General features: G+C 69.8%; 14 protein-coding genes. 2 read left to right on the plus strand and 12 right to left on the minus strand.

Going from position 1 to position 20138, the window contains the following annotated elements:
• Positions 1-34: 34 nt before the first annotated feature.
• The 6 genes from DMC64_RS32255 to DMC64_RS32280 form a co-directional block, all read right to left on the minus strand.
• On the minus strand, positions 35-1204 hold the full coding sequence (locus DMC64_RS32255) for a lipid-transfer protein (protein ID WP_037343549.1): 1170 nt from the start codon (positions 1202-1204) through the stop codon (positions 35-37).
• The gene (locus tag DMC64_RS32260) at positions 1204-1599 is read right to left on the minus strand and encodes a MaoC family dehydratase (RefSeq protein ID WP_037343547.1); all 396 of its coding nucleotides are present in this window, start codon (positions 1597-1599) and stop codon (positions 1204-1206) included. The genes DMC64_RS32255 and DMC64_RS32260 overlap by 1 nt, the downstream gene beginning before the upstream one ends.
• Positions 1596-2510 (minus strand): bifunctional MaoC family dehydratase N-terminal/OB-fold nucleic acid binding domain-containing protein, encoded by a 915-nt coding sequence (locus DMC64_RS32265; RefSeq protein WP_125736550.1) that lies wholly within the window; start codon positions 2508-2510, stop codon positions 1596-1598. Before DMC64_RS32265 ends, DMC64_RS32260 begins: the two co-directional genes overlap by 4 nt.
• Positions 2507-3679: an acyl-CoA dehydrogenase family protein gene (locus tag DMC64_RS32270; protein ID WP_125736551.1), complete on the minus strand. Its 1173-nt coding sequence runs from the start codon at positions 3677-3679 to the stop codon at positions 2507-2509. The genes DMC64_RS32265 and DMC64_RS32270 overlap by 4 nt, the downstream gene beginning before the upstream one ends.
• Before the next feature lie 4 nt (positions 3680-3683).
• Entirely contained in the window at positions 3684-4748 is a 1065-nt protein-coding gene (locus DMC64_RS32275; protein ID WP_125736552.1) for an acyl-CoA dehydrogenase family protein, read from the minus strand.
• Positions 4749-4835: 87 nt separating this feature from the next.
• Positions 4836-6227, minus strand: coding sequence for a wax ester/triacylglycerol synthase family O-acyltransferase (locus DMC64_RS32280; protein WP_125736553.1), 1392 nt, complete (start codon positions 6225-6227; stop codon positions 4836-4838).
• 66 nt (positions 6228-6293) lie between these two features.
• On the opposite strand from DMC64_RS32280, the gene DMC64_RS32285 reads away from it, so the two are divergent.
• The gene (locus DMC64_RS32285; RefSeq protein ID WP_125736554.1) at positions 6294-7535 is read left to right on the plus strand and encodes an alpha/beta hydrolase; all 1242 of its coding nucleotides are present in this window, start codon (positions 6294-6296) and stop codon (positions 7533-7535) included.
• Between the two features lie 368 nt (positions 7536-7903).
• Here DMC64_RS32285 and DMC64_RS32290 read toward each other — a convergent pair whose 3' ends face one another.
• From DMC64_RS32290 to DMC64_RS32300, 3 genes are all read right to left on the minus strand, one after another.
• Positions 7904-9088 (minus strand): SWIM zinc finger family protein, encoded by a 1185-nt coding sequence (locus DMC64_RS32290; RefSeq protein ID WP_125736555.1) that lies wholly within the window; start codon positions 9086-9088, stop codon positions 7904-7906.
• Complete coding sequence (locus DMC64_RS32295) at positions 9088-11874, minus strand: DEAD/DEAH box helicase (RefSeq protein WP_370325206.1); 2787 nt, start codon at positions 11872-11874, stop codon at positions 9088-9090. The genes DMC64_RS32290 and DMC64_RS32295 overlap by 1 nt, the downstream gene beginning before the upstream one ends.
• A gap of 94 nt (positions 11875-11968) precedes the next feature.
• Positions 11969-14044 (minus strand): acyl-CoA dehydrogenase, encoded by a 2076-nt coding sequence (locus DMC64_RS32300; RefSeq protein WP_125736557.1) that lies wholly within the window; start codon positions 14042-14044, stop codon positions 11969-11971.
• Between the two features lie 145 nt (positions 14045-14189).
• On the opposite strand from DMC64_RS32300, the gene kstR reads away from it, so the two are divergent.
• Complete coding sequence (kstR, locus tag DMC64_RS32305; protein ID WP_038523880.1) at positions 14190-14837, plus strand: cholesterol catabolism transcriptional regulator KstR; 648 nt, start codon at positions 14190-14192, stop codon at positions 14835-14837.
• A gap of 60 nt (positions 14838-14897) precedes the next feature.
• On the opposite strand, the gene DMC64_RS32310 is transcribed toward kstR, so the two are convergent.
• The 3 genes from DMC64_RS32310 to icmF are packed head-to-tail and all read right to left on the minus strand — an operon-like array spanning position 14898 to position 20009.
• Positions 14898-15887 (minus strand): TIGR03557 family F420-dependent LLM class oxidoreductase, encoded by a 990-nt coding sequence (locus tag DMC64_RS32310; protein ID WP_125736558.1) that lies wholly within the window; start codon positions 15885-15887, stop codon positions 14898-14900.
• Positions 15884-16729 (minus strand): LLM class F420-dependent oxidoreductase, encoded by an 846-nt coding sequence (locus tag DMC64_RS32315; protein WP_125736559.1) that lies wholly within the window; start codon positions 16727-16729, stop codon positions 15884-15886. The genes DMC64_RS32310 and DMC64_RS32315 overlap by 4 nt, the downstream gene beginning before the upstream one ends.
• Before the next feature lie 43 nt (positions 16730-16772).
• The gene (gene icmF / locus DMC64_RS32320; RefSeq protein ID WP_125736560.1) at positions 16773-20009 is read right to left on the minus strand and encodes a fused isobutyryl-CoA mutase/GTPase IcmF; all 3237 of its coding nucleotides are present in this window, start codon (positions 20007-20009) and stop codon (positions 16773-16775) included.
• Positions 20010-20138: the final 129 nt, after the last annotated feature.

Below are 20138 nucleotides of genomic sequence, written 5' to 3' on the forward strand. Positions count from 1 at the left end.
GCGCTCTAGTACACCATCGGGCATTGAGGTGATCTCAGCCCGCGGTCAGGACCAGTCCGCTCGTGGGCACGCCGGTGCCGGCGGTCACCAGCACCCGCGCGGCCCCGTCGACCTGGTTGACGGCGTCGCCCCGGAGCTGCCGGACCCCTTCGGCGATCCCGTTCATCCCGTGGATGTAGGCCTCCCCCAGCTGCCCGCCGTGCGGGTTGAGCGGGAGCTTCCCGTCGAGTTCCAGGGTGCCGCCGCCGATGAAGTCCTTGGCCTCGCCCTTCCCGCAGAAGCCGAGTTCTTCCAGCTGCATCAGGACATAAGGGGTGAAGTGGTCGTACAGCACGGCGAGGTCCATGTCGCCAGGGCCCAGCCCGGACTGCTCCCACAACTGCCGCCCCACGACCCCCATTTCGGGCAGCGCCGGGAGATCGTCGCGGTAGTAGCTGGTCATCACGTACTGGTCCGGCCCGCTCCCCTGTGCCGCCGCCGCGATCACGGCGGGCCGGTGCGGCAGGTCGCGCGCCCGCTCGGCGCTGACGATCACCAGGGCGACCCCGCCGTCGCTCTCCTGGCAGCAGTCCAGCAGATGCAACGGTTCGGCGACCCAGCGGGAGGCCTGATGCTCTTCGAGCGTGATCGGCTTGCCGTAGAACCACGCCCGCGGGTTGGTCGCCGCGCGGGCGCGGTCGACGACGGCCACCCGGCCGAAATCCTCGCTGGTCGCGCCGTACTCGTGCATGTAGCGCCGGGCGAGCATGGCGACGGTCGCGGCCGGCGTCGCGATACCCATCGGGTAGTGGAACGCGTTGTCGACGCCGGACGAGTTCACCTGCCCCGCCGCGGCCGAGGACACCTGCCCGAACCGCATCCCGGACCGTTCGTTGAACGCCCGGTACGCGACGACCACGTCCGCGACCCCGGTCGCGACGGCCATCGCGGCCTGCTGCACGGTCGCGGCCGCGGCCCCGCCGCCGTAGTGGATCCGGCTGAAGAACTTGAGCTCCGGAATGCCGAGTTCCCGCGCGACGGCGATCTCGCTGTTGCCATCCATGGTGAACGACACCAGTCCGTCCACATCGGACGGAGTGAGCCCGGCGTCCTTCAGCGCGCTCGAAACCGCTTCCGCCGCCAGCCGCAGCTCACTGCGCCCGGAATCCTTCGAGAACTCCGTCGCGCCGATCCCGGCGATGGCCGCCCGTCCGGAGAGGGTCATCACTCGCCTCCCAACGTGATCGCCACGGTGCCCACCACATGTTCGCCGAGACTGTCCACACCGGACACCGCGATCACTACGTCGTCGCCGTCCCGTTCGGTGACCCGGCCGGTGAAGGTCAGTGTGTCGTAGGCGTAGCAAGGTACGCCGAGCCGGATCTTGATCGACCGCACGAACGCCTCCGGGCCCGCCCAGTCGGTCACGAACCGTTGCACCAGGCCGGTGTCGGTGAGGATGTTGAGGAAGATGTCCTTCGAGCCGCGCTGGACGGCGGCGTCGCGATCGTGGTGGACGTCCTGGAAGTCGCGCGTCGCCAGCGCGGTGCTCACCACGAAGGTCGGGGTGGCCTCGATCGTCAGCGGCGGCAGCTCGGTGCCGACCGAACAGTCCTTCATCGCGCGACCCTCCAAGCGGGCAACGTCAGTTCCTCGTCGATCTTCACGAAGGCCGCTTCCACCGGAAGTCCGATATGGACTGTCTCGGGATCGACGTCGAGCAGCTCGCCCATCACCCGGACGCCCTCCTCCAGTTCGACGAGCGCGACCACGAACGGCAGATCCTTGCCGGGGACCTTCGGATGGTGGTGCACCACGTAGCTGTAGACCGTTCCGCGGCCGCACGCGACGACGTAGTCCGGCTTGGCGTCGAAGTCCCCGTCCGGCGGCATGGGTCCGGGCGGATGCCGCAGGGTCTCGCCCCAGCGCTGGATCCGCAGTTCCCCTTCCCGCAGACCGGCCCAGAAGAACTCGGTGTCCTTGCTGATCACCGGCCGCAGCACGGGCGCGGCGGTCTTGGCGGGCTCGGCGCCCGGCGGACGGAACTTCAGCACCCGGAACACCATGTCCGCGACGGCCTCGTCGCCGACGTACCAGGTGGTCTTCGTCGTCACGAACCAGCCTTCGCCCAGCGCGGTGCGTTTGGGCCCGACGACGCTTTCGAGTTTCGCGGTCGCGGCGACCCGTTCGCCGTGCCGCAGATACCGGAAGTAGTTCTGCTCGGAGTTCGTCGCGACGACCGAGGTGAACCCGGCCTCGTCGAGCACCTCCATCATCGCGCCGAGCGGATCGTCCGACGCCCTGGTCCAGTGCAGCCCGCCCATCGTCCACACCTGCGCCATCGCGGGCGGCGCGACGAGTCCCTTGTGGACACTCGCGGCGGCGAACTCCTCGTCGACGTACACGGGATTGCGGTCGCCGATGGCTTCGACCCAGTTGTTCACCATCGCCTGGTTGACCGCGTCACGTGCGGCCCTCGGCGCGGATTCCCCGCGCGCGGCGATGCGTTCGGCCGCTTCCTGGATGCTCATCGCGGCACCCTCGGCAGGCCGAGCCCGGCGGTGGCGATCAGCTCGCGCTGGATCTCGCTGACGCCGCCGCCGAAGGTCAGCACCAGATTGCGTTTGGCCACCACGTCCAGCCACCGCGCCAGGTCCGCGGTTTCGGTGTCGGCCTGATCGCCGTGTCGCGCCACGATCTCCTCCAGTTTCCTGGTCAGCCCCTGGATGCGCTCGGAGCCGAGGATCTTCGTGGCCGACGCGTCGGCCACCGCCACCGGTCCGGTCGCCGACGACGCCGCGACCTGCCAGTTCAGCAGTTCGTTGATGCGGGCGGTCGCCAGGGTTTCCGCGAGTACGGCCCGGACGTCGGGCAGCTGGAGCAGAGGTGTCCCGTCCGGGGTCTTCCTCGACGCCGCCCACTCGCGGACCCGGTCGTGGAGACCGCCGATCCGCCCGGCGGGGCCGAGCATGACGCGTTCGTGGTTCAGCTGCGTGGTGATCAGCCGCCAGCCCTCGTTCTCCTTGCCCACCAGCATGTTCGCGGGCACCCGGACGTCCGAGTAGTAGGTGGCGTTCACGTGGTGGGCGCCGTCGCAGGTGATGATCGGCGTCCACGAGTAGCCCGGGTCGCGGGTGTCCATGATGAGGATCGAGATCCCCTTGTGCCTGGGCGCTTCGGGATCGGTGCGCACGGCCAGCCAGATGTAGTCGGCGTCGTGCCCGCCGGTGGTGAAGATCTTCTGGCCGTTGACGACGTACTCGTCCCCTTCGCGCACCGCTGTCGTGCGCAATGCCGCCAGGTCCGTTCCCGCCTCGGGTTCGGTGTACCCGATAGCGAAATGCACCTCGCCCGCGAGGATCTTGGGCAGGAACAGGGATTTCTGCTCCTCGGTGCCGAACGCCTGCAACGTGGGGCCGACGGTCTGCAGGGTCACCGACGGCAGCTGGACGTCGGCACGGGCGGCCTCGTCGACGAAGATGTGCTGCTCGATCTCGCCGAAACCCCGGCCGCCGTACTGTTCCGGCCAGCCGACCCCGAGCCATCCGTCGCGGCCCATCCGGCGCACGATCTCGCGGTACACCGGCCCGTGCCGCTCCCGCAGCATCGCGCGCCGCTCGTCCGGGCTCACCAGCCCGGCGAAGTACTTTCGCAGTTCGGAGCGCAACTCGTGTTGCGCCGCGGTCAATTCGATCAGCATCGGTTCACCCCGCCACCAGTTCGCCCAGACCGGCCAGCCGATACGAGGCGCCGCCGAGCGTTCGTCCCAGATCCTTGACCGCCGACGAGAACCGGTGCAGCGGATACGTTTCGTCCACGCCGATCCCGCCGTGCAGGTGATGGCAGACGGCCAGCGCCGCAGGCGCCTCCTCCGCCAGCCAATAGGCCGCGATGTCGAGTTCCGCGTCGGCGTCGAGCCCCGTCGCGAGCCGCCAGACCGCCGACCGCGCGGCCAGCTGGACCGTCCTCGAAGCGACGTAGACGTCCGCGATCTGTTGCGCCACCGCCTGGAACGCCGCCAGCGGGCGCCCGAACTGTTCCCGTTCGCCGACATGTTTCGTGGTCAGCGCGAGCGCGCCGGCGAGCAGCCCGTCGCCGAACGCCACGGCACCCGCAAGCGCGAACCGGTGCAGCGTCGCGATCGACTCGCCGGGGCCGTGCCCGTTGAGGAGATCGGCGTCGGTGACGGTCACCGAATCCAGCGTCATCGTGTAGTCCGGTGTGCCGGAAGAGGTTCTCGTCGGCGTCAGGGTCACGCCGTCCGCGCGCGGATCGACGAGGAAGACGCCGGTGCCGCCGGGCAGCGAGGCGGGCGTCAGGATCCGGGTCGCCTCCGCCGCGAACGGCACGCCGACCTTGACCCCGCTCAGCCGCCAGTCCCCCGCCGATTCCGCGACGGTCGCGGGCCTGGTGGTGAACGGCGCGGAAGGTTCGTTCAGCGCGGCGGTGAGCACGGAGTCGCCCGCGGCGACCGGCGGGAGCAGCGCCGAACGCTGATCCGGTCCGCCGAGCGCGGTGACCGGCAGGACACCGAAGGCCAGCGACGCCAGCGCGGGCGACGGCGAGGCGACCCGGCCGAGTTCGGTCAGCACCAAGGCGACTTCGGCGACACCGAGGCCGTCGCCGCCGAGTTCGGCGGGCAGCGCCAGGGCGAGCAAACCGGCGTCGGCCAGCGCGCGCCACGTGTCCGCGGGCTCACGCTCCTTGCCGAGCACACGCGCGGCCAGCGCGGTGACCTCGGTCTGCGTCTCGTCGAACTGGAAGTCCACACTGGCTCCTCACCGGGGCGAACGGGCACAATATTGAAACCTGTTCTAGTCTTATCCGGAAGGAGCCGCGACGGCAAGGGGGAGGATCTAGGAGGTGGCCTCGATCAGTTCCGCGAGCGCGTCGGCGAAATGGTCGGCGAGCGGCCACAGGTCACCGGTGAGTTCGCGGGCGCCGAGCAGGCCGACGTCGACCCTGCCCGCGTTGGACAGCACGGTGATGTTGAGCCCGGCGCCGTGGAACACCGGGCCGAGCGGGTGGAGCCCGGTGATCCGGCAGCCCAGCAGGTACAGCGGCATCGGCGGGCCGGGCACGTTGGAGACGACCAGGTTGTGCACCACCGGATGCCGTTCGGCCAGGCGCAGCGCGGAATACGCGCGGACCGCGAGCCCGAACATGGTCGCCGCCGAGAACTGCGCCCAGTCCTGCAGCATGTCCGCGTCGATGTCGTGGTGATGGTCCTTGGACAGCCGATTCGACTCCGCCAGCATGAACACGCGCGCGGCGGGATCCTCCAGATGGGTGGGCAGCGACGCGAAGAACGCCGAGACCTTGTTGATCCCGTGCTCGCGCTCGGTGCGTCCGTGCACCGACACCGGAACGGTCGCCACCAGCGGATCCTCCGGCAGTTCACCCCGATCCCGCAGGAACTGCCGCAGGGCGCCGGCGACCACGGCGAGGACGACGTCGTTGACGGTCACCCCGAAGGCGTTCTTGACCCGCTTGACGTCGTCGAGGTCGAGAGAGGCGTAGGCGACGCTGCGGTGCGCGGTGATCGTCCCGTTGAACGACGTCCGCGGCGCCGTGAATGGGACCGGCATTCCCTTGCCCTGCAACGCTTTGCCCAGCCATCTCGGCACGAGTTCGAGCAGGCCGGGCAGCAGTTTCGCCACCTCGACCGGACGTTTCGCGAACGACGTCAGCCCCGCGCCGAACAGCGCTCGCCTGCCGGGAACGCCCGCGTTGCGGCGTTCGTCCTGGGTGGTCTCCGGCGGCGGGGCGTCCGGTTCGAGCCCGGCGAGCGAGGCGATCAGGCTGGCGCCGCCGACCCCGTCGACGCTGGCGTGGTGCATCTTCAGCAGGACCGCGATCCCGCCGTCGGCCAGGCCTTCGATGACGTACAACTGCCAGAGCGGCTGCGCGCGGTCCAGGCGTTGTCCCGCGATGTGGGCGCAGAGTCCGGCCAGTTCCCGCCGGTCGCCGGGCGCCGGTACGCCGATGCGGTGAACGTGGGCTTCGAGGTCGAAGTCCTCGTCCTCCACCCAGACCGGATGCGCCAGATTCCAGAGTGGATTGTGCAGCTTGCGCCGGAACGCCGGGATCAGCTCGACCCGTTCGGCCAGTTTCTCCTTGAAGCGCTCGAAATCGTAGCCGCCGGGCATGGTCGAACCGTCCAAGGTGAGCAGCCCGCACACGTGCAGTACCTGGGCCGGTGTCTCCAGGTACAGAAAACTCGCGTCCAGACCACTCAATCTCTGCATGAGAATCACCTTAAGTGAACTTTGCAACCCGTTCTAGGCGGTCACCCGGCGGTAGGATCGGTGGCCATGCAGCCGAGTTTCGTCGTCCGCCAGGCACTCCAGCTCGCGCTCACCGCGAACGCGCTGAAGCCACCGAGAGGGGCCCGGACGGCGGTCCCGGCGTTCTTCGCGGGCTGGCTCACCGGGGAGCTCGCCCCGCATCTGCTCGCGCTCACCGCGGCCGACGCGGCGGCGCACGTCGCCCGGCACCGCGGCGCGTCGAGCAAAACGGGGCTCGCCCTCGCGGCGGCGTCGGCGGCCGGACTCGGCACGCTGATCGCGCAGTCCCAGCGGGCGCGCGACGAGATCGAGACCGCGCTGACCGAAGGCATCGGTGACGCGTACGCCGACGAACTCGAACACCCGCCGAGCCCGACCGACCTCGCGACGCCGTGGGGCCAGCTGGCCATGCCGTTCCGCATGCGCGACCCCGAGGTCCGGCGGACACGCAACGTCGCCTACGCGCCCGGCGGGAAACGGTTCCTGCTGGACATCTACGCCCCGCGTGAACCGGTCACCGGCGCGCCGATCCTGTTGCAGGTGCACGGCGGCGCCTGGGTGATCGGCAACAAGGACCAGCAGGGCCTGCCGCTGATGCTGCACATGGCCAAACGCGGCTGGATCTGCGTCGCGATCAACTACCCGCTCTCCCCCGCCGCCCGCTGGCCCGCGCACATCGTCGCCGCGAAACGCGCGCTGGCCTGGATCCGGGACAACGCGGAGACCTACGGCGGCGACCCGTCCTTCGTCGCCGTCACCGGCGGATCCGCGGGCGGGCATCTCGCCGCGCTGCTGGCACTGACCGCCAACGACCCCGCGCTGCAGCCCGGCTTCACCGAAGCCGACACGAGCATCCAGGCGTGCGCCCCGCACTACGGTGTGTACGACTTCGCCGCGACCAGCGGACGGCGCTCCAGCCAAACCCGGCTGAAGACGCTCATCGCCCGGCACGTCTTCGAGGCGGACCGGGATCCGGTGAACTTCCTCGACGACTACATCGCGGCGTCCCCGCTCGACCGCATCACCGAGGACGCGCCGCCGTTCTTCGTCATCCACGGCGTCCACGACTCGCTGGTGCCGGTGGGCGAGGCGCGCGAATTCGTGCGGCGCCTGCGGGACAAGTCCCAGCGTGAGGTCGCGTACGCGGAGATCTCCGGCGCGCAGCACGCCTTCGACGTCTTCCCCTCGATCCGCAGCGCCCATGTGGTGCGCGGGGTGGAACGGTTCCTGGAGTGGAGCTATCGCACCTGGCGGCGCCGCTCCGGCTGACCTCGGTCCCGGTCCGTGAAGGCCTCCTTGCCTACCCTCAAGGTAGTGAAGGAGGCCTTCACGGACTACGCGATCGCCACCGCAGCCTCAGTGGCACCAGCAGTCACAGCGGCCGCGCGTGAAGGCACTCCACACCTTCCTCAAGTACATGAAGGCCCCCTTCCTTGCGGCTAGCGCAAGGAAGGGGGCCTTCATGTACTTGAGGGGCGAGCGAGCCAGCGGCGTGGTGGGGCGCGTCTCGTGAACGGCAAGGACCGTTGGAGCCAACCGTGTCCTGGACACCTACTGGCGGACTTGCGTGACCGGCTGGACGACTCGCGTGATCAGACGGACGACTCGCGTGTCTGGACGGACGACTCGCAGCGAGGTCAGGGCGGGTAGATCACATCGGTCGGCCGGGCGGAGGACGGGCCGTCGACCCGCCAGCCCTCGCCGTCGCGCACGAAGCGGTACCACCGTTCGTCGCGGCCGTAGCGCAGTTGCAGGTCGCCCTGGGTGATCCGGTTCCGCCAGATCTTGGGCTCTCCCGGCAATCCCGACTCGGCGAGGTCCGCCTTGGCCTGGGCGAGCGGCGCCTGCCCTGGCGGCCACGCCTCCCGGACCACCGCCATCCCGCCCCGGCCCGCCTCACGCCAGGCCTGCGCCCAGAGGGCCAGATCCCGCACCGCCACCCCGGCCGCTTCGGCGAGTTCGGTGACCACATCGGGATCGCTCGCCGCCGCGCGGCGAGCGAGGTCCTCCTCGAACGACAGCTCCGCTTCCCGCTCGGGCCCCATGACCAGCAGTTCCCAGGCCCTCGCGGCGGCATCGGCGGCCAGCTCGACGAACATCTCCCCGCTCCAGCCGGTGCGGTGCGGCGGGTCGACGTCGAGGACCGCGGGCGGGCCGACCGTGCCCGGGACGGCCAGTCGCGGCGGCAGCGCGGCGATCCGCCGGGTGTAGGCCCGCTTCGGGTCGACCCCGGGCGCGGCGGGGGCGCGCATCCGCTTGCCCGGCGCGCCCGCGGGCGCGCGGCGGGACCGCAGTTCCGTGAGCACCGCCTCCCTCGGCCTGCCGCGCAACAGGAACAGCACGAACGGGTCGGCGTCGACCTCGTCCGCGACCAGGTAGTACACCGCGGCGACGTGTTTGCACGGGTTCGCGCTGTCCGGGCAGGAGCACTTCGGCCGCAGATCGCCGGGGCCGGGCAGCAGATCCGCGCCGGCGCTGCGCGCGTCCTCGGCCAGCTCGCCGGGCAGTTCGCCGTCGAGGAGGGCGGCGACGTGCCCTAGCCGCGAGCCGACCATGCCGAGCAGGCTCTCCCACTGCGACTCGGTGAACGCCCGCATGTGGATGGTCACCCGGTACGGCACCGCCCGGCTGCCCTGCACCCAGGCCGTCACCTCCCCCGCGCCGACCGCGAGCTTGCTGACGGTGCCTTTGCGCGCGTACGTCCGGCCTCGCGGCAGGCGGTTCGGGTCGAGTTTGGCGCGTTCCTCCAGCGCCTCGACCCATGCCTTGCCCCACCACGTGTTGCCGAAGGTGCGTCGTTTCCGCCCTGTCGCGCCGGGCATCACGGCTCCCCGAGCCGGACCAGATCGGCCAGTTCGTCGTCGGACAGCTCGGTGATCCAGTCCTCGCCGGCGCCGATGACCGCGTCGGCCAGCCCGCGTTTGGTCTCCAGGACCTTGGCGATGCGCTCCTCGAGCGTGCCTTCGGCGATCAGCCGGTGCACCTGGACCGGCCGATCCTGCCCGATCCGGTACGCGCGGTCGGTGGCTTGATCCTCGACAGCCGGGTTCCACCAGCGGTCGTAGTGGATCACGTGGGTGGCCTTGGTCAGGTTGAGCCCGACCCCGCCCGCCTTGAGCGAGAGCAGGAAGACCGGGACCTCGCCGGCCTGGAACCGGGCGACCATGTCCTCCCGGACCTTGGGCGTGCTCGATCCGGACAGCAGCATCGTCGGCAGGCCGCGTTCCGCCAGGCGTTTCTCCAGCAGACGGCACAGCTGGACGTACTGGCTGAACACGAGCACGCTGTCGCCCTCGTCGAGGATGACGTCGAGCAGTTCCTCGAACGCGGCGAGCTTGCCGGACCGGCCGTGCAGCACGCCGGGTTCCTTGAGGTACTGCGCCGGGTGGTTGCAGATCTGTTTGAGTTCGGTGAGCAGTTTGAGCACCTGCCCACGCCGGGCCACCCCGTCCAGCTCGCGGATCATCGCGAGATTCTCCCGGACCACGGCCTCGTACAGCGTCGTCTGCTCGGCGGTGAGCGGGACGAACCGGTCGGTCTCGGTCTTGCGCGGGAGTTCTGGCGCGATGTCCGGGTCGGTCTTCTTGCGGCGCAACAGGAACGGGCGGACGGTCGCGGCGAGCCGTTCGGTCGCCGCGGTGTCCCGGTCCCGCTCGATCGGGCGGGCGACCTTGCGGCGGAACCCGTCGAGCGAACCGAGCAGCCCCGGCGTCGTCCAGTCGACGATGGACCAGAGTTCGGTGAGCCGGTTCTCCATCGGCGTCCCGGTCAGCGCCACCTTCGCGGCGGCCGGGATCTTCCGCAATTCCTTGGCGGTGACCGAAAGCGGGTTCTTCACGTGCTGCGCCTCGTCGGCGGCGATCATCCCCCAGTCCACTTCGGACAGTGCTTCGCGATCGCGGCGGAGCACACCGTACGTGGCGAGCACGACCTCGTCCGGCGCGACCTCGTCGAGATGCCGCCCGCCACCGTGGAACCGGCGCACCGGGATGTCCGGCGCGAACCGGGCGAATTCGCGCTCCCAGTTGCCCAGCAACGACGTCGGGCACAGGACGAGCGTCGGCCCCTCGCCGCGCGGGCGGCGGTGCAGGTGCAGGGAGATGAGCTGGATCGTCTTGCCGAGCCCCATGTCGTCGGCGAGGCAGGCGCCGAGACCGAGCCCGGTCATCGTCGCCAGCCAGGCGAGCCCGGCCTTCTGGTACGGCCGCAGGGTGGCCTTCAGTTCGGCGGGCTGCTCGATCGGTTCCGCCGCGCTGTCGCGGATCCGCTGGAGCAGCCCGGTCAGCGCCGACGGGGCGGTGAACTCGACCTTTTCGCCGTCCAGCTCCAGTTCGCCGGTGAGCGCCGCGGCCAGCGCCTCGGCCCCGGACAGCTTCTTCGCCCGGTGGGCGCGCACCTTGGCGATCAGACGCGCGTCGACCTTGACCCATTTGCCCCGCAGCCGCACCAGCGGCCGCTTCGCCTCCGCGAGCGCGGTGACCTCGGCGTCGGTGAGGTCTTCGTCGCCGAGGCTCATCCGCCAGCGGAACCGCAGCAGGCTCTTGAGCGTGAACTCGGGCCCGGTGACGCTGCCCGGGGCCTGCGTCGCGCTCGCCTTCGCCTTGAGCTCGCCCGCGAAGAGGTCTTTCGGCCACTGCACCTCGATGCCGGCACCGCCCAGCGCCGCGTCGCCGTGGGTCAGCAGGTCGACGACCTCGTCGTAGTCCAGCGCCAGCCCGGTCGGCGCGGCGGACTGGAGCATGCGGCCGAGCGGCGCCCACGCCCTGGCACCCCGGCGCAGACCGAGCAGCAGCTGCGTCTCGACCTGCTCGCCCATGCGTTCCAGCACCGCCTCCGGCGCGTCCCACAGTGTCGCCGCCTCGACGATCAGGCTCGGATCGGCGGCGCTCCGCACGGCGAGGACGGCCTCGAACGTGGGGTCGTCTTCGGGGTTTTCGGGTTCGTGCACCTCCATGCGCAGGACGAGATGCGCGCCCTGGGCCTGCCGGGCGCTCAGTTCCGCCAACCACGCGGCGCCGTCCGGCCCGACCAGCGTCGGCTGGGTGGCCGCGAACGCCGGACCGCCCGCCGCCACGCTCGCGGCGGGTGTGCGGACCAGCACGTCCGCCGTCGCGTCCCAGAGCGCGCGGATCAACGACTCCGGCGAATGCAGCCGGATCCGTTTCAGCCCGGACAACGGCAGCGCGTGCGCCTCGGGAGGCAACGCGGCGGCGAGCCCGCGCAGCATCTCCTCGTCGGCGACGTCGAGCGGGCCGACCCGCCACGAATCCACCCCGCCGGGTGAGGCCGCGGGCAGCAACCTGCCGCGGGCGATCAGGTTCACCCCGGCCTCGGCGACGGCCGACCACGCGGCGATGGCCGGGCTCAGCTCACCCTCCGCGGTGAGCAGCCGCGGAATCGCGCGTGACAACGGGACGAGTGCCGCGTCGACCTTCGTGCGCCGGAAGACCTTCCCCACCGGCAGCACGAGTTCGATCGCGGTGTCACCCGCTACGCCGTCTCCCCAGAGCGCCAGCACTCCGTCCCGCGGGGGATCCGAGGGGACGAAGGTGGCCTGGGTTCCTGTGCCGAACTCCACGCCCCGCACGCTAGAGCACCGGACCGACATCTCCCGGGCGGCGGTGTCATGAAAGGGCCGTTCAGGACACGAAACGTCCTGAACGGCCCTTTCATGACACTCGGAACCGGCGTGACAGGTACTTTCAGGACCGCGGCAGCCCCAGCAACCGCTCTGCCGTCAGCGACAACAGCACCTGGGTCGTCCCGCCCGCGATGCTGAGGCACCGGGTCAGCAGGAACTCGTGCTGCGCCGGGTCACCGTCCACGAGGGCGCGCTCACCGAGCGATTCCAGCGCGAACTCCGCCACCGCCTGCCGATGCCGCACGCCCAGCAGTTTGCGCACACTCGATTCGGCGCCCGGGTCTTGCCCGTCGAGCCGCCGCAGCGTCGCCCGCAGGTCCAGCACCGAACACGCGCTCCCGTCGGCGATCAGCGCGCCGAGTTCCTCCAGGTCGGCGCCGTCGCCCAGGGTGGCGAGCAGGTTCTCGACGCCCTCCCCCACCGCCGAGCCGCTCCCGAGGGCGACCCGTTCGTTCGCCAGCGTCGTCCGCGCGAGCCGCCAGCCGCCGTCGATCTCCCCGACCACCATCTCGTCGGGGACGAACACGTCGTCGAGGAACACCTCGTTGAAGACGGCGTCGCCGGTGATCTCGCGCAGGGGCCGCGTACTGATCCCGTCGGTGGTCATGTCGACCAGGAAGTAGGTGATCCCCTGGTGTTTCGGCGCGTCCGGGTCGGTGCGCGCGAGGCAGATCGCCCAGTCGGCTTCGCGCGCGAGCGAAGTCCACACCTTCTGGCCGTTGAGCAGCCATCCCCCGTCGGCACGGCGGGCCGTCGTGCGCAGCGACGCGAGATCCGAACCCGCCCCCGGCTCGCTGAACAACTGGCACCAGGTGATCTCGCCGCGCAATGTCGGTGCGGCGAATCGTTCTCGCTGCGCCGGGGAGCCGTGTTCCAGCAACGTCGGCACGGCCCAGCCGCCGATGACCAGATCCGGACGGCGGACCCCCGCGTCGTCGAGCGCGGCGTCGATCCGCAGTTGCTCGGCGGCCGTGGCGCCCCTGCCGTACGGCGCGGGCCAATGCGGGGCGAGCAGTCCCGAATCGGCCAGCGCGACCCGCCGTTCCGGCTCGGGCAGGGCGGCGATTTCGCTGACCACGTCACGGAGTTCGGCGTCTTCACCGACGTCGACGCTCAACGTCCGGCGGTCACCGCGCAGCGCGAGTTCGGCCGCGCGACGGCGCCAGCGGGCGGAACCGCCGAGCCACTGCCGCAGGGCGACGGCGCGACGCAGGTAGAAGTGCGCGTCATGCTCCCAGGTGAATCCGATGCCGCCGAGGACCTGGATGCAGTCCTTCGCGTTGGCCACGGCCGCGTCGAGCGCGTAGGCCGCGGCCGTCGCGGCCGCGAGGGAGTGCTGCGCGGGATCTTCGGCCGCCCTCGCCGCGTCCCACGCGAGCGCGTCGGTGGCTTCGGCCCGGCACAGCATTTCCGCGCACAGATGTTTGATCGCCTGGAACGCCCCGATGGGACGGCCGAACTGCTCCCGCACCTTCGCGTACTCGACGGCCGTCCGGAGACACCATCGGGCGATTCCCGCGGCTTCGGCGGCGCCGAGCGTGGCGGCGTAGGCATCCACCGGCAACGCCTCGAAAACCGCTTCGGGCCGCACCTTTTCGCATCGGACGCGGCCGACCGCACGCGAGAGGTCGAACGGCTCACCCTGCTGAATGTCCATTCCGGACGCTCCGGGCGGAATGAGGGCGGACACCGTGCCGTCGGAGACCAGCGTCCACGCCGACGGGTGAACATCGAGAGCCGGTCCCGATTCGCCGTCGACCACCTCGTCCGCGATACGGAAACCGCCGCCCAGCACCACCGCCAGCCGTTCGGTCCCGTCGGCGAGACCGGGCAGGATCTCCTTGGCGGTCTGGGGAACCGTCGCGAGCAACGCCCCACCCAACGCCGTCCCGAGGACAGGGCCGGGTACGAGCGCTTCGGCTGCTTCGGCGAGCCCGGCGGCCAGATCGGCGAGCGTGCCGCCGGCGCCGCCGACGTCTTCGGGAATCGCCACGCCGAACAGCCCGAGTTCCGCCAGCCCGGGCGGCGGCTCGGCGATCCGGCCACTTCGGACGGCGTCGACGGGACGGGCGGACGTCGCCCAGGCGCGGATCGACGCGGCCAGGGCCGCCTGTTCTTCGGTGAGCGCGATCGACACGGGTGAGACCTCCTCGCCGGACCTACCCGCGAGTGTAGAACGTGTTACAGTTTCTTGCCCAGTGGGTCACGTCTTGAACAGTTCGTCCGCTTAGGTACGCTACGTGAGGAAAGTGGAACAAGTTCCGACGAAGGGGGACGTGGCGATGCCAGGGAAGGCCAAGGCACCCACGAGCGCGAAGGCGCGAAGCGGCAACGGTCTCTCCGCGCTGGGCGGCGAGGAACTCGGGTCCGCGGCCCAACGCGACCGGCGGCGCCGCATCATCGACGCGACCCTGACGCTCGCCGCGAAGGGCGGGTACGACGCGGTCCAGATGCGGGCGGTCGCCGAGAAGGCGGACGTCGCGCTCGGCACGCTGTACCGCTACTTCCCCTCCAAGATCCACCTGCTGGTTTCCGGGCTGGCCAGGGAATTCGAGCGCGCGCAGGAGAAACTCGACCGCGCCGCCATCCCCGGCGACACCCCGAGCGAGCGGCTGATGTTCGTCCTCGGCCGCAACACCCGGCTGATGCAGCGGGATCCGCATCTGACCGAGGCGATGGTCCGCGCGTTCATGTTCGCCGACACGACCGCGGCCGCCGAGGTCGAGCAGGTCGGGCGGCTGATGGAGAACATGTTCGCCAAGGCCATGGGCATCGAGGATCCGACCGAGGCCGATCGCGACATCTTCCACGTCATCGCCGACGTCTGGATGGCGAACCTGGTCGCCTGGGTGACCCGGCGCGCGTCGGCGGCCGACGTCGCGAACCGGCTGGAGCTGTCGGTGCACCTGCTGCTGGACAAGAACGTCTGAACGCTATGAACGGGACGTTCCTTGTGAAATTTGCAAGGAACGTCCCGTTCATAGCGCGCGTCAGGCGGTCAGCTTGGGCAGCACGTCCCGCCCGAAGGTCTCGATGAACTGATCCTGGTTCCGCCCCACGTTGTGGATGTAGATCCGGTTGAAGCCGGCGTCGACGTACTTCTGCAGCGCCGCGCGGTGCACGTCCGGATCGGACGACACGACCATGCGTCCCTCGAAGTCCTCACGCCGCACCAGTTTCGCCATCTGCGCGAAGTCGAACGGCGAGCGGATGTCGGCCTTCGGGAACTTCATGCCGCCGTTGGGCCACTGGTCGAGCGCGTTGGCCCACGCCGTCTCGTCGTCCTCGGCCCACGACAGGTGCACCTGCAGCAGCTTCGGCATCGAGTCCGGGTCCTTGCCCGCCTTGCGCGCGCCGGTGCCGAAGTTGTCGAGGATCCCCGCCAGCTTCTCGATCGACGCGCCCGGCGTGATCAGCCCGTCCGCGAGCTCACCGGTCTTGCGCGAGGTGTACGGCCCGGCCGACGCGATGTAGATCGGCGGCGGCTCGTCCGGCAGCGTCCACAGCCGGGTGGTGTGCAGTTTGAAGAACTCGCCGCTGTGCTTGACGTCCTTGCCGGTGAACAGCTTCCGGATGACTTCCAGCGCCTCGAACATCCGCCGGACCCGCTCGGGCGCTTCGGGCCAGTAACCGCCGATGATGTGCTCGTTGAGCGCTTCGCCGGACCCGATACCGAGCCACGTCCGGCCCGGATAGGTCGCCTCCAGCGTCGCCGCGGCCTGCGCGACGATCGACGGGTGCAGCCGGAACGACGGGCACGTCACGCCCGGCCCGAGGTCGCCCGTGGTGTTCTCCGCCAACGACGCGAGCACGCTCCACACGAACGACGCTTCACCCTGTTGAGGGACCCACGGCTGGAAGTGGTCGGCCGCCATCTGGCCGGAGAACCCGTGCTGTTCGGCCAGCGCGGCCAGCCGGATCGACTCGCGCGGGGAGAACTGCTCCAACGCCGCGGCCAAGCCGATTTGAACCTCAGTCACGCCTGCTGCCCCTTTCGAAAGCTCTCGGCGACCTTCGCGAACTGGTCGAGTCGGTCCAGTGTCGCCGCTTCGGGCTCGGTCGGCAGGAAGAGCGTCGCCTCGTCGACGCCGCCCTCGACGAGCCTGCCCAGCGCGTCCTCTTCCGGCGTGGCACCGAAGGCCGAGAACCTGATGTCCTCGCGTCCCTGGCCGGCCAGCCACTGCCGTGCCCGGCGGAGCTCCTCCGGCGGGGTGTGCGCGTGCGGCAGCCAGCCGTCGCCGAACTTGGCGATCCGCTCCATCGCCTTCTGCCCCGCGCCGCCGATGTAGATGGGCGGATGCGGTTTCTGCACCGGCTTCGGCCACGCGAAGATCGGGTCGAAGTCGACGTGCTCGCCGTGGAATTCGGCCTCGTCCTTCGTCCAGATCTCCTTCAGCGCGGCGAGCTGCTCGTCGACGAGCGCGCCGCGGGTGCGCGGATCCGTGCCGTGATTGCGCATTTCCTCCCGGTTCCAGCCGACGCCGACGCCGAAGACGAACCGGCCCCGCGAGACGAGGTCCAGCGAAGCGACCTCCTTCGCCGTGTGGATGACGTCGCGCTGCTGCAGCAACGCGACGCCCGTCCCCAGCTTCAGGGTCGACGTGGCCCCGGCCGCCGCCGTCAGCGCGACGAACGGGTCCAGGGTCCGGTAGTACACGCGCGGCAATTCGCCGCCGCCCGGGTACGGCGTTTCCCGGCTGACCGGGATATGCGAATGCTCCGCGATGTGGAGCGAGCTGAAGCCGCGCTCTTCGGCTGCCGCGGCGAGGACGTCCGGCCTGATGCCTTCATCGGTGATGAAGGTGGCGATTCCGATCTCCATGTCCAGCAACTACCCGGACACGCGCCGCGATATTCCCGTGCCGCTAGACGTTGCGCCGGTACTGCCCGCCCACTTCGAAGAACGCCTCGGTGATCTGGCCCAGCGAGCACACCCGCGCCGCGTCCATCAGGACACCGAACAGGTTGCCGCCGCGGGTCGCGGCCTCGCGCAGCGTCTTGAGCGCGACCTGCGCCTCGGCGTGGTGGCGGCGCTGGAAGTCCTCGAGCCGCTCCAGCTGCGAACGCTTCTCGTCCTCGGTCGCCCGCGCGAGTTCCACCTCGACGTCGTTCTCGCCGCCGTTCGGGTTGCGGAAGGTGTTGACGCCGATGATCGGCAGCGTGCCGTCGTGCTTCTGGCGTTCGTACAGGATCGACTCGTCCTGGATCTTGCCGCGCTGGTAGCCGGTCTCCATCGCGCCCAGCACCCCGCCGCGCTCGGAGATCCGGTCGAATTCCAGCAGTACGGCCTCTTCGACCAGGTCGGTCAGCTCGTCGATGATGAACGAGCCCTGCAGCGGGTTCTCGTTCTTCGACAGGCCCCATTCCTTGTTGATGATCATCTGGATGGCCATCGCGCGGCGCACCGAGCTCTCCGACGGCGTGGTGATCGCCTCGTCGAAAGCGTTGGTGTGCAACGAGTTCGCGTTGTCGTAGAGCGCGCACAGCGCCTGCAGTGTGGTGCGGATGTCGTTGAAGCTCATCTCCTGCGCGTGCAGCGACCGGCCGGAGGTCTGCACGTGGTACTTGAGCTTCTGCGAGCGCTCGTTGGCGCCGTAGCGCTCCCGCATCGCGACCGCCCAGATCCGGCGCGCGACCCGGCCCAGCACCGAGTACTCGGCGTCCATGCCGTTGGAGAAGAAGAACGACAGGTTCGGCGCGAAGTCGTCGATGTCCATCCCGCGCGCGAGGTAGCTCTCGACGTAGGTGAAACCGTTCGACAGGGTGAACGCCAGCTGCGAGATCGGGTTCGCCCCGGCCTCGGCGATGTGATAGCCGGAGATCGACACCGAGTAGAAGTTCCGGACGCCGTGCTCGATGAACCATTCCTGGATGTCGGCCATCATGCGCAGGCTGAACTCGGTGGAGAAGATGCAGGTGTTCTGCCCCTGGTCCTCCTTGAGGATGTCCGCCTGCACGGTGCCGCGGACGTTGCGCAGCGCCCATTCGCGCAGTTCGGCGGCCTCGGTTTCGGACGGCTCGCGGCCGTGCTCGGCCTTGAACGCCGCCATCCGCTGGTCGATCGCGGTGTTGAGGAAGAACGCGAGGATCGTCGGCGCCGGGCCGTTGATCGTCATCGACACCGAAGTGCTCGGCGAGGTCAGGTCGAAGCCGTCGTAGAGCACCTTCATGTCTTCGAGCGTCGCGATGGAGACGCCCGAGGTGCCGACCTTGCCGTAGATGTCGGGCCGGGTGTGCGGGTCGTGCCCGTACAGCGTCACCGAGTCGAAGGCGGTCGAAAGGCGCTTCGCGTCGGAATCGGCCGAGAGGAGCTTGAACCGCTTGTTGGTCCGGAACGGGTCGCCCTCGCCGGCGAACATGCGCGCCGGGTCCTCACCCTCGCGCTTGAACGGGAAGACGCCCGCGGTGTAAGGGAAGTATCCGGGCAGATGCTCGCGGCGCAGGAACGACAGCAGCTCGCCGGATTCGGTGTAGCGCGGCAGCGCCACGCGCGGGATCCGGTTGCCGGACAACGTGTCGCGCCAGAGCTGGGTGTGCAGCTCCTTGTCGCGGATCTTCACGACCAGCTCGTCGGCACGATAGGACTCGGCCAGCTCCTGGAAGCGCGCCAGGAGATTCGTCGATTCACCGTCCACATCGGACTCGGCGGCGGCGAGCAGGCCGTCGAGCGCGTCGGTGCTCGCGTCGACGGCGGCCAGCGCCTCCTTGGCGGCGGCGAGGTGCTCGCGTTTGCGCAGCGCGGCGACCTGCTGCTCGGTCTTGGCGTGGTAGCCGCGGACGGTCTCGGAGATCTCCGCGAGATAGCGCGTCCGGTTCGCCGGGATGATCGTGCTGGCGTCGGTGGAGACCTTGCCTTCGACGTGCGGGAGCACCCCGGCCGACACGGTCAGCCCGCGTTCGGCGAGGGTGTCGCGCAGGTGCTGGTAGAGCGCGGTGACGCCGTCGTCGTTGAACTTCGCGGCGCTGGTGCCGTAGACCGGCATGTCCTCGGGCGAGGAGCTGAACGCCTCGCGGTTGCGCACGAGCTGGCGCGCGACGTCGCGACGGGCGTCTTCCGCGCCGCGGCGCTCGAACTTGTTGATCGCCACCGCGTCGGCGAAGTCGAGCATGTCGATCTTCTCCAGCTGCGACGCCGCGCCGAACTCCGGCGTCATGACGTACAGCGACTGGTCCACGTAGTCGACGATGCCGGCGTCGCCCTGGCCGATGCCGGGCGTCTCGACGATCACGAGGTCGAAGCCCGCCGCCTTGCAGGCGAGGATGGACTCGGAAAGCCCGGTGGGGATCTCGCCGCTGGTGGTCCGCGTGGCGAGGGACCGGAAGTAGACCGGGCTGCCGTCGAGGCAGTTCATCCGGATGCGGTCGCCGAGCAGCGCTCCCCCGCCCTTGCGGCGCGACGGGTCGACGGCCAGCACGGCGATGCGGAGCTTGTCCTCCTGGTCCAGCCGGAACCGGCGGATCAGCTCGTCGGTGAGCGACGACTTGCCGGAACCACCCGTCCCGGTGATGCCGAGGACCGGCACGGTCCGCGACTTGGCTGCCTCCGTGATCTTGTCGAGCACGTCCTGCGGCAGGGCCTCGCGTTGAAGCTGCGTGATGACCCGCGACAGCGCCGGGATGTCACCCGAGAGCAGTTTGTCCAGCGAGCCGGGCGATTGCGCCGCGAGATCGGTGTCGCAGGCCTTGATCATCAGGTTGATCATGCCCGGGAGGCCCATCTCGTAGCCGTCTTCCGGCGAGAAGATCCGCGCGACACCCCGCGAGTGCAGCAGGTCGATCTCCTCGCGGACGATGACGCCGCCACCGCCGCCGAACACCTTGATATGCCCCGCGCCGCGCTCGTTGAGCAGCTCGACCAGGTACGAGAAGTACTCGACGTGCCCGCCCTGGTAGGCGCTGATGGCCACCCCCTGGACGTCCTCGGCGATGGCCGCGGTGGCGACCTCGTCGACCGACCGGTTGTGCCCGAGGTGCACGACCTCCGCGCCCTGCGACTGCAGGATCCGCCGCATGATGTTGATGGACGCGTCGTGCCCGTCGAAGAGGCTCGACGCCGTCACGAAGCGAACGGGGTTCACGGGCCGGTGCAGATCGCTGCTCATCCCTCCAAAATACTAGGACTTCCTACTGTTTTAAACCCATCCACTCGCGTGACGGCGCTCTCACTCGTCCTTGACAGATCAAGGCGCACCAGTATATTCAACCCAAGGGTTAAACAACCGATTGATTGA

Origin of the sequence: Amycolatopsis sp. WAC 04197 (assembly GCF_003947475.1) — a bacterium.
Classification (GTDB): domain Bacteria; phylum Actinomycetota; class Actinomycetes; order Mycobacteriales; family Pseudonocardiaceae; genus Amycolatopsis; species Amycolatopsis japonica.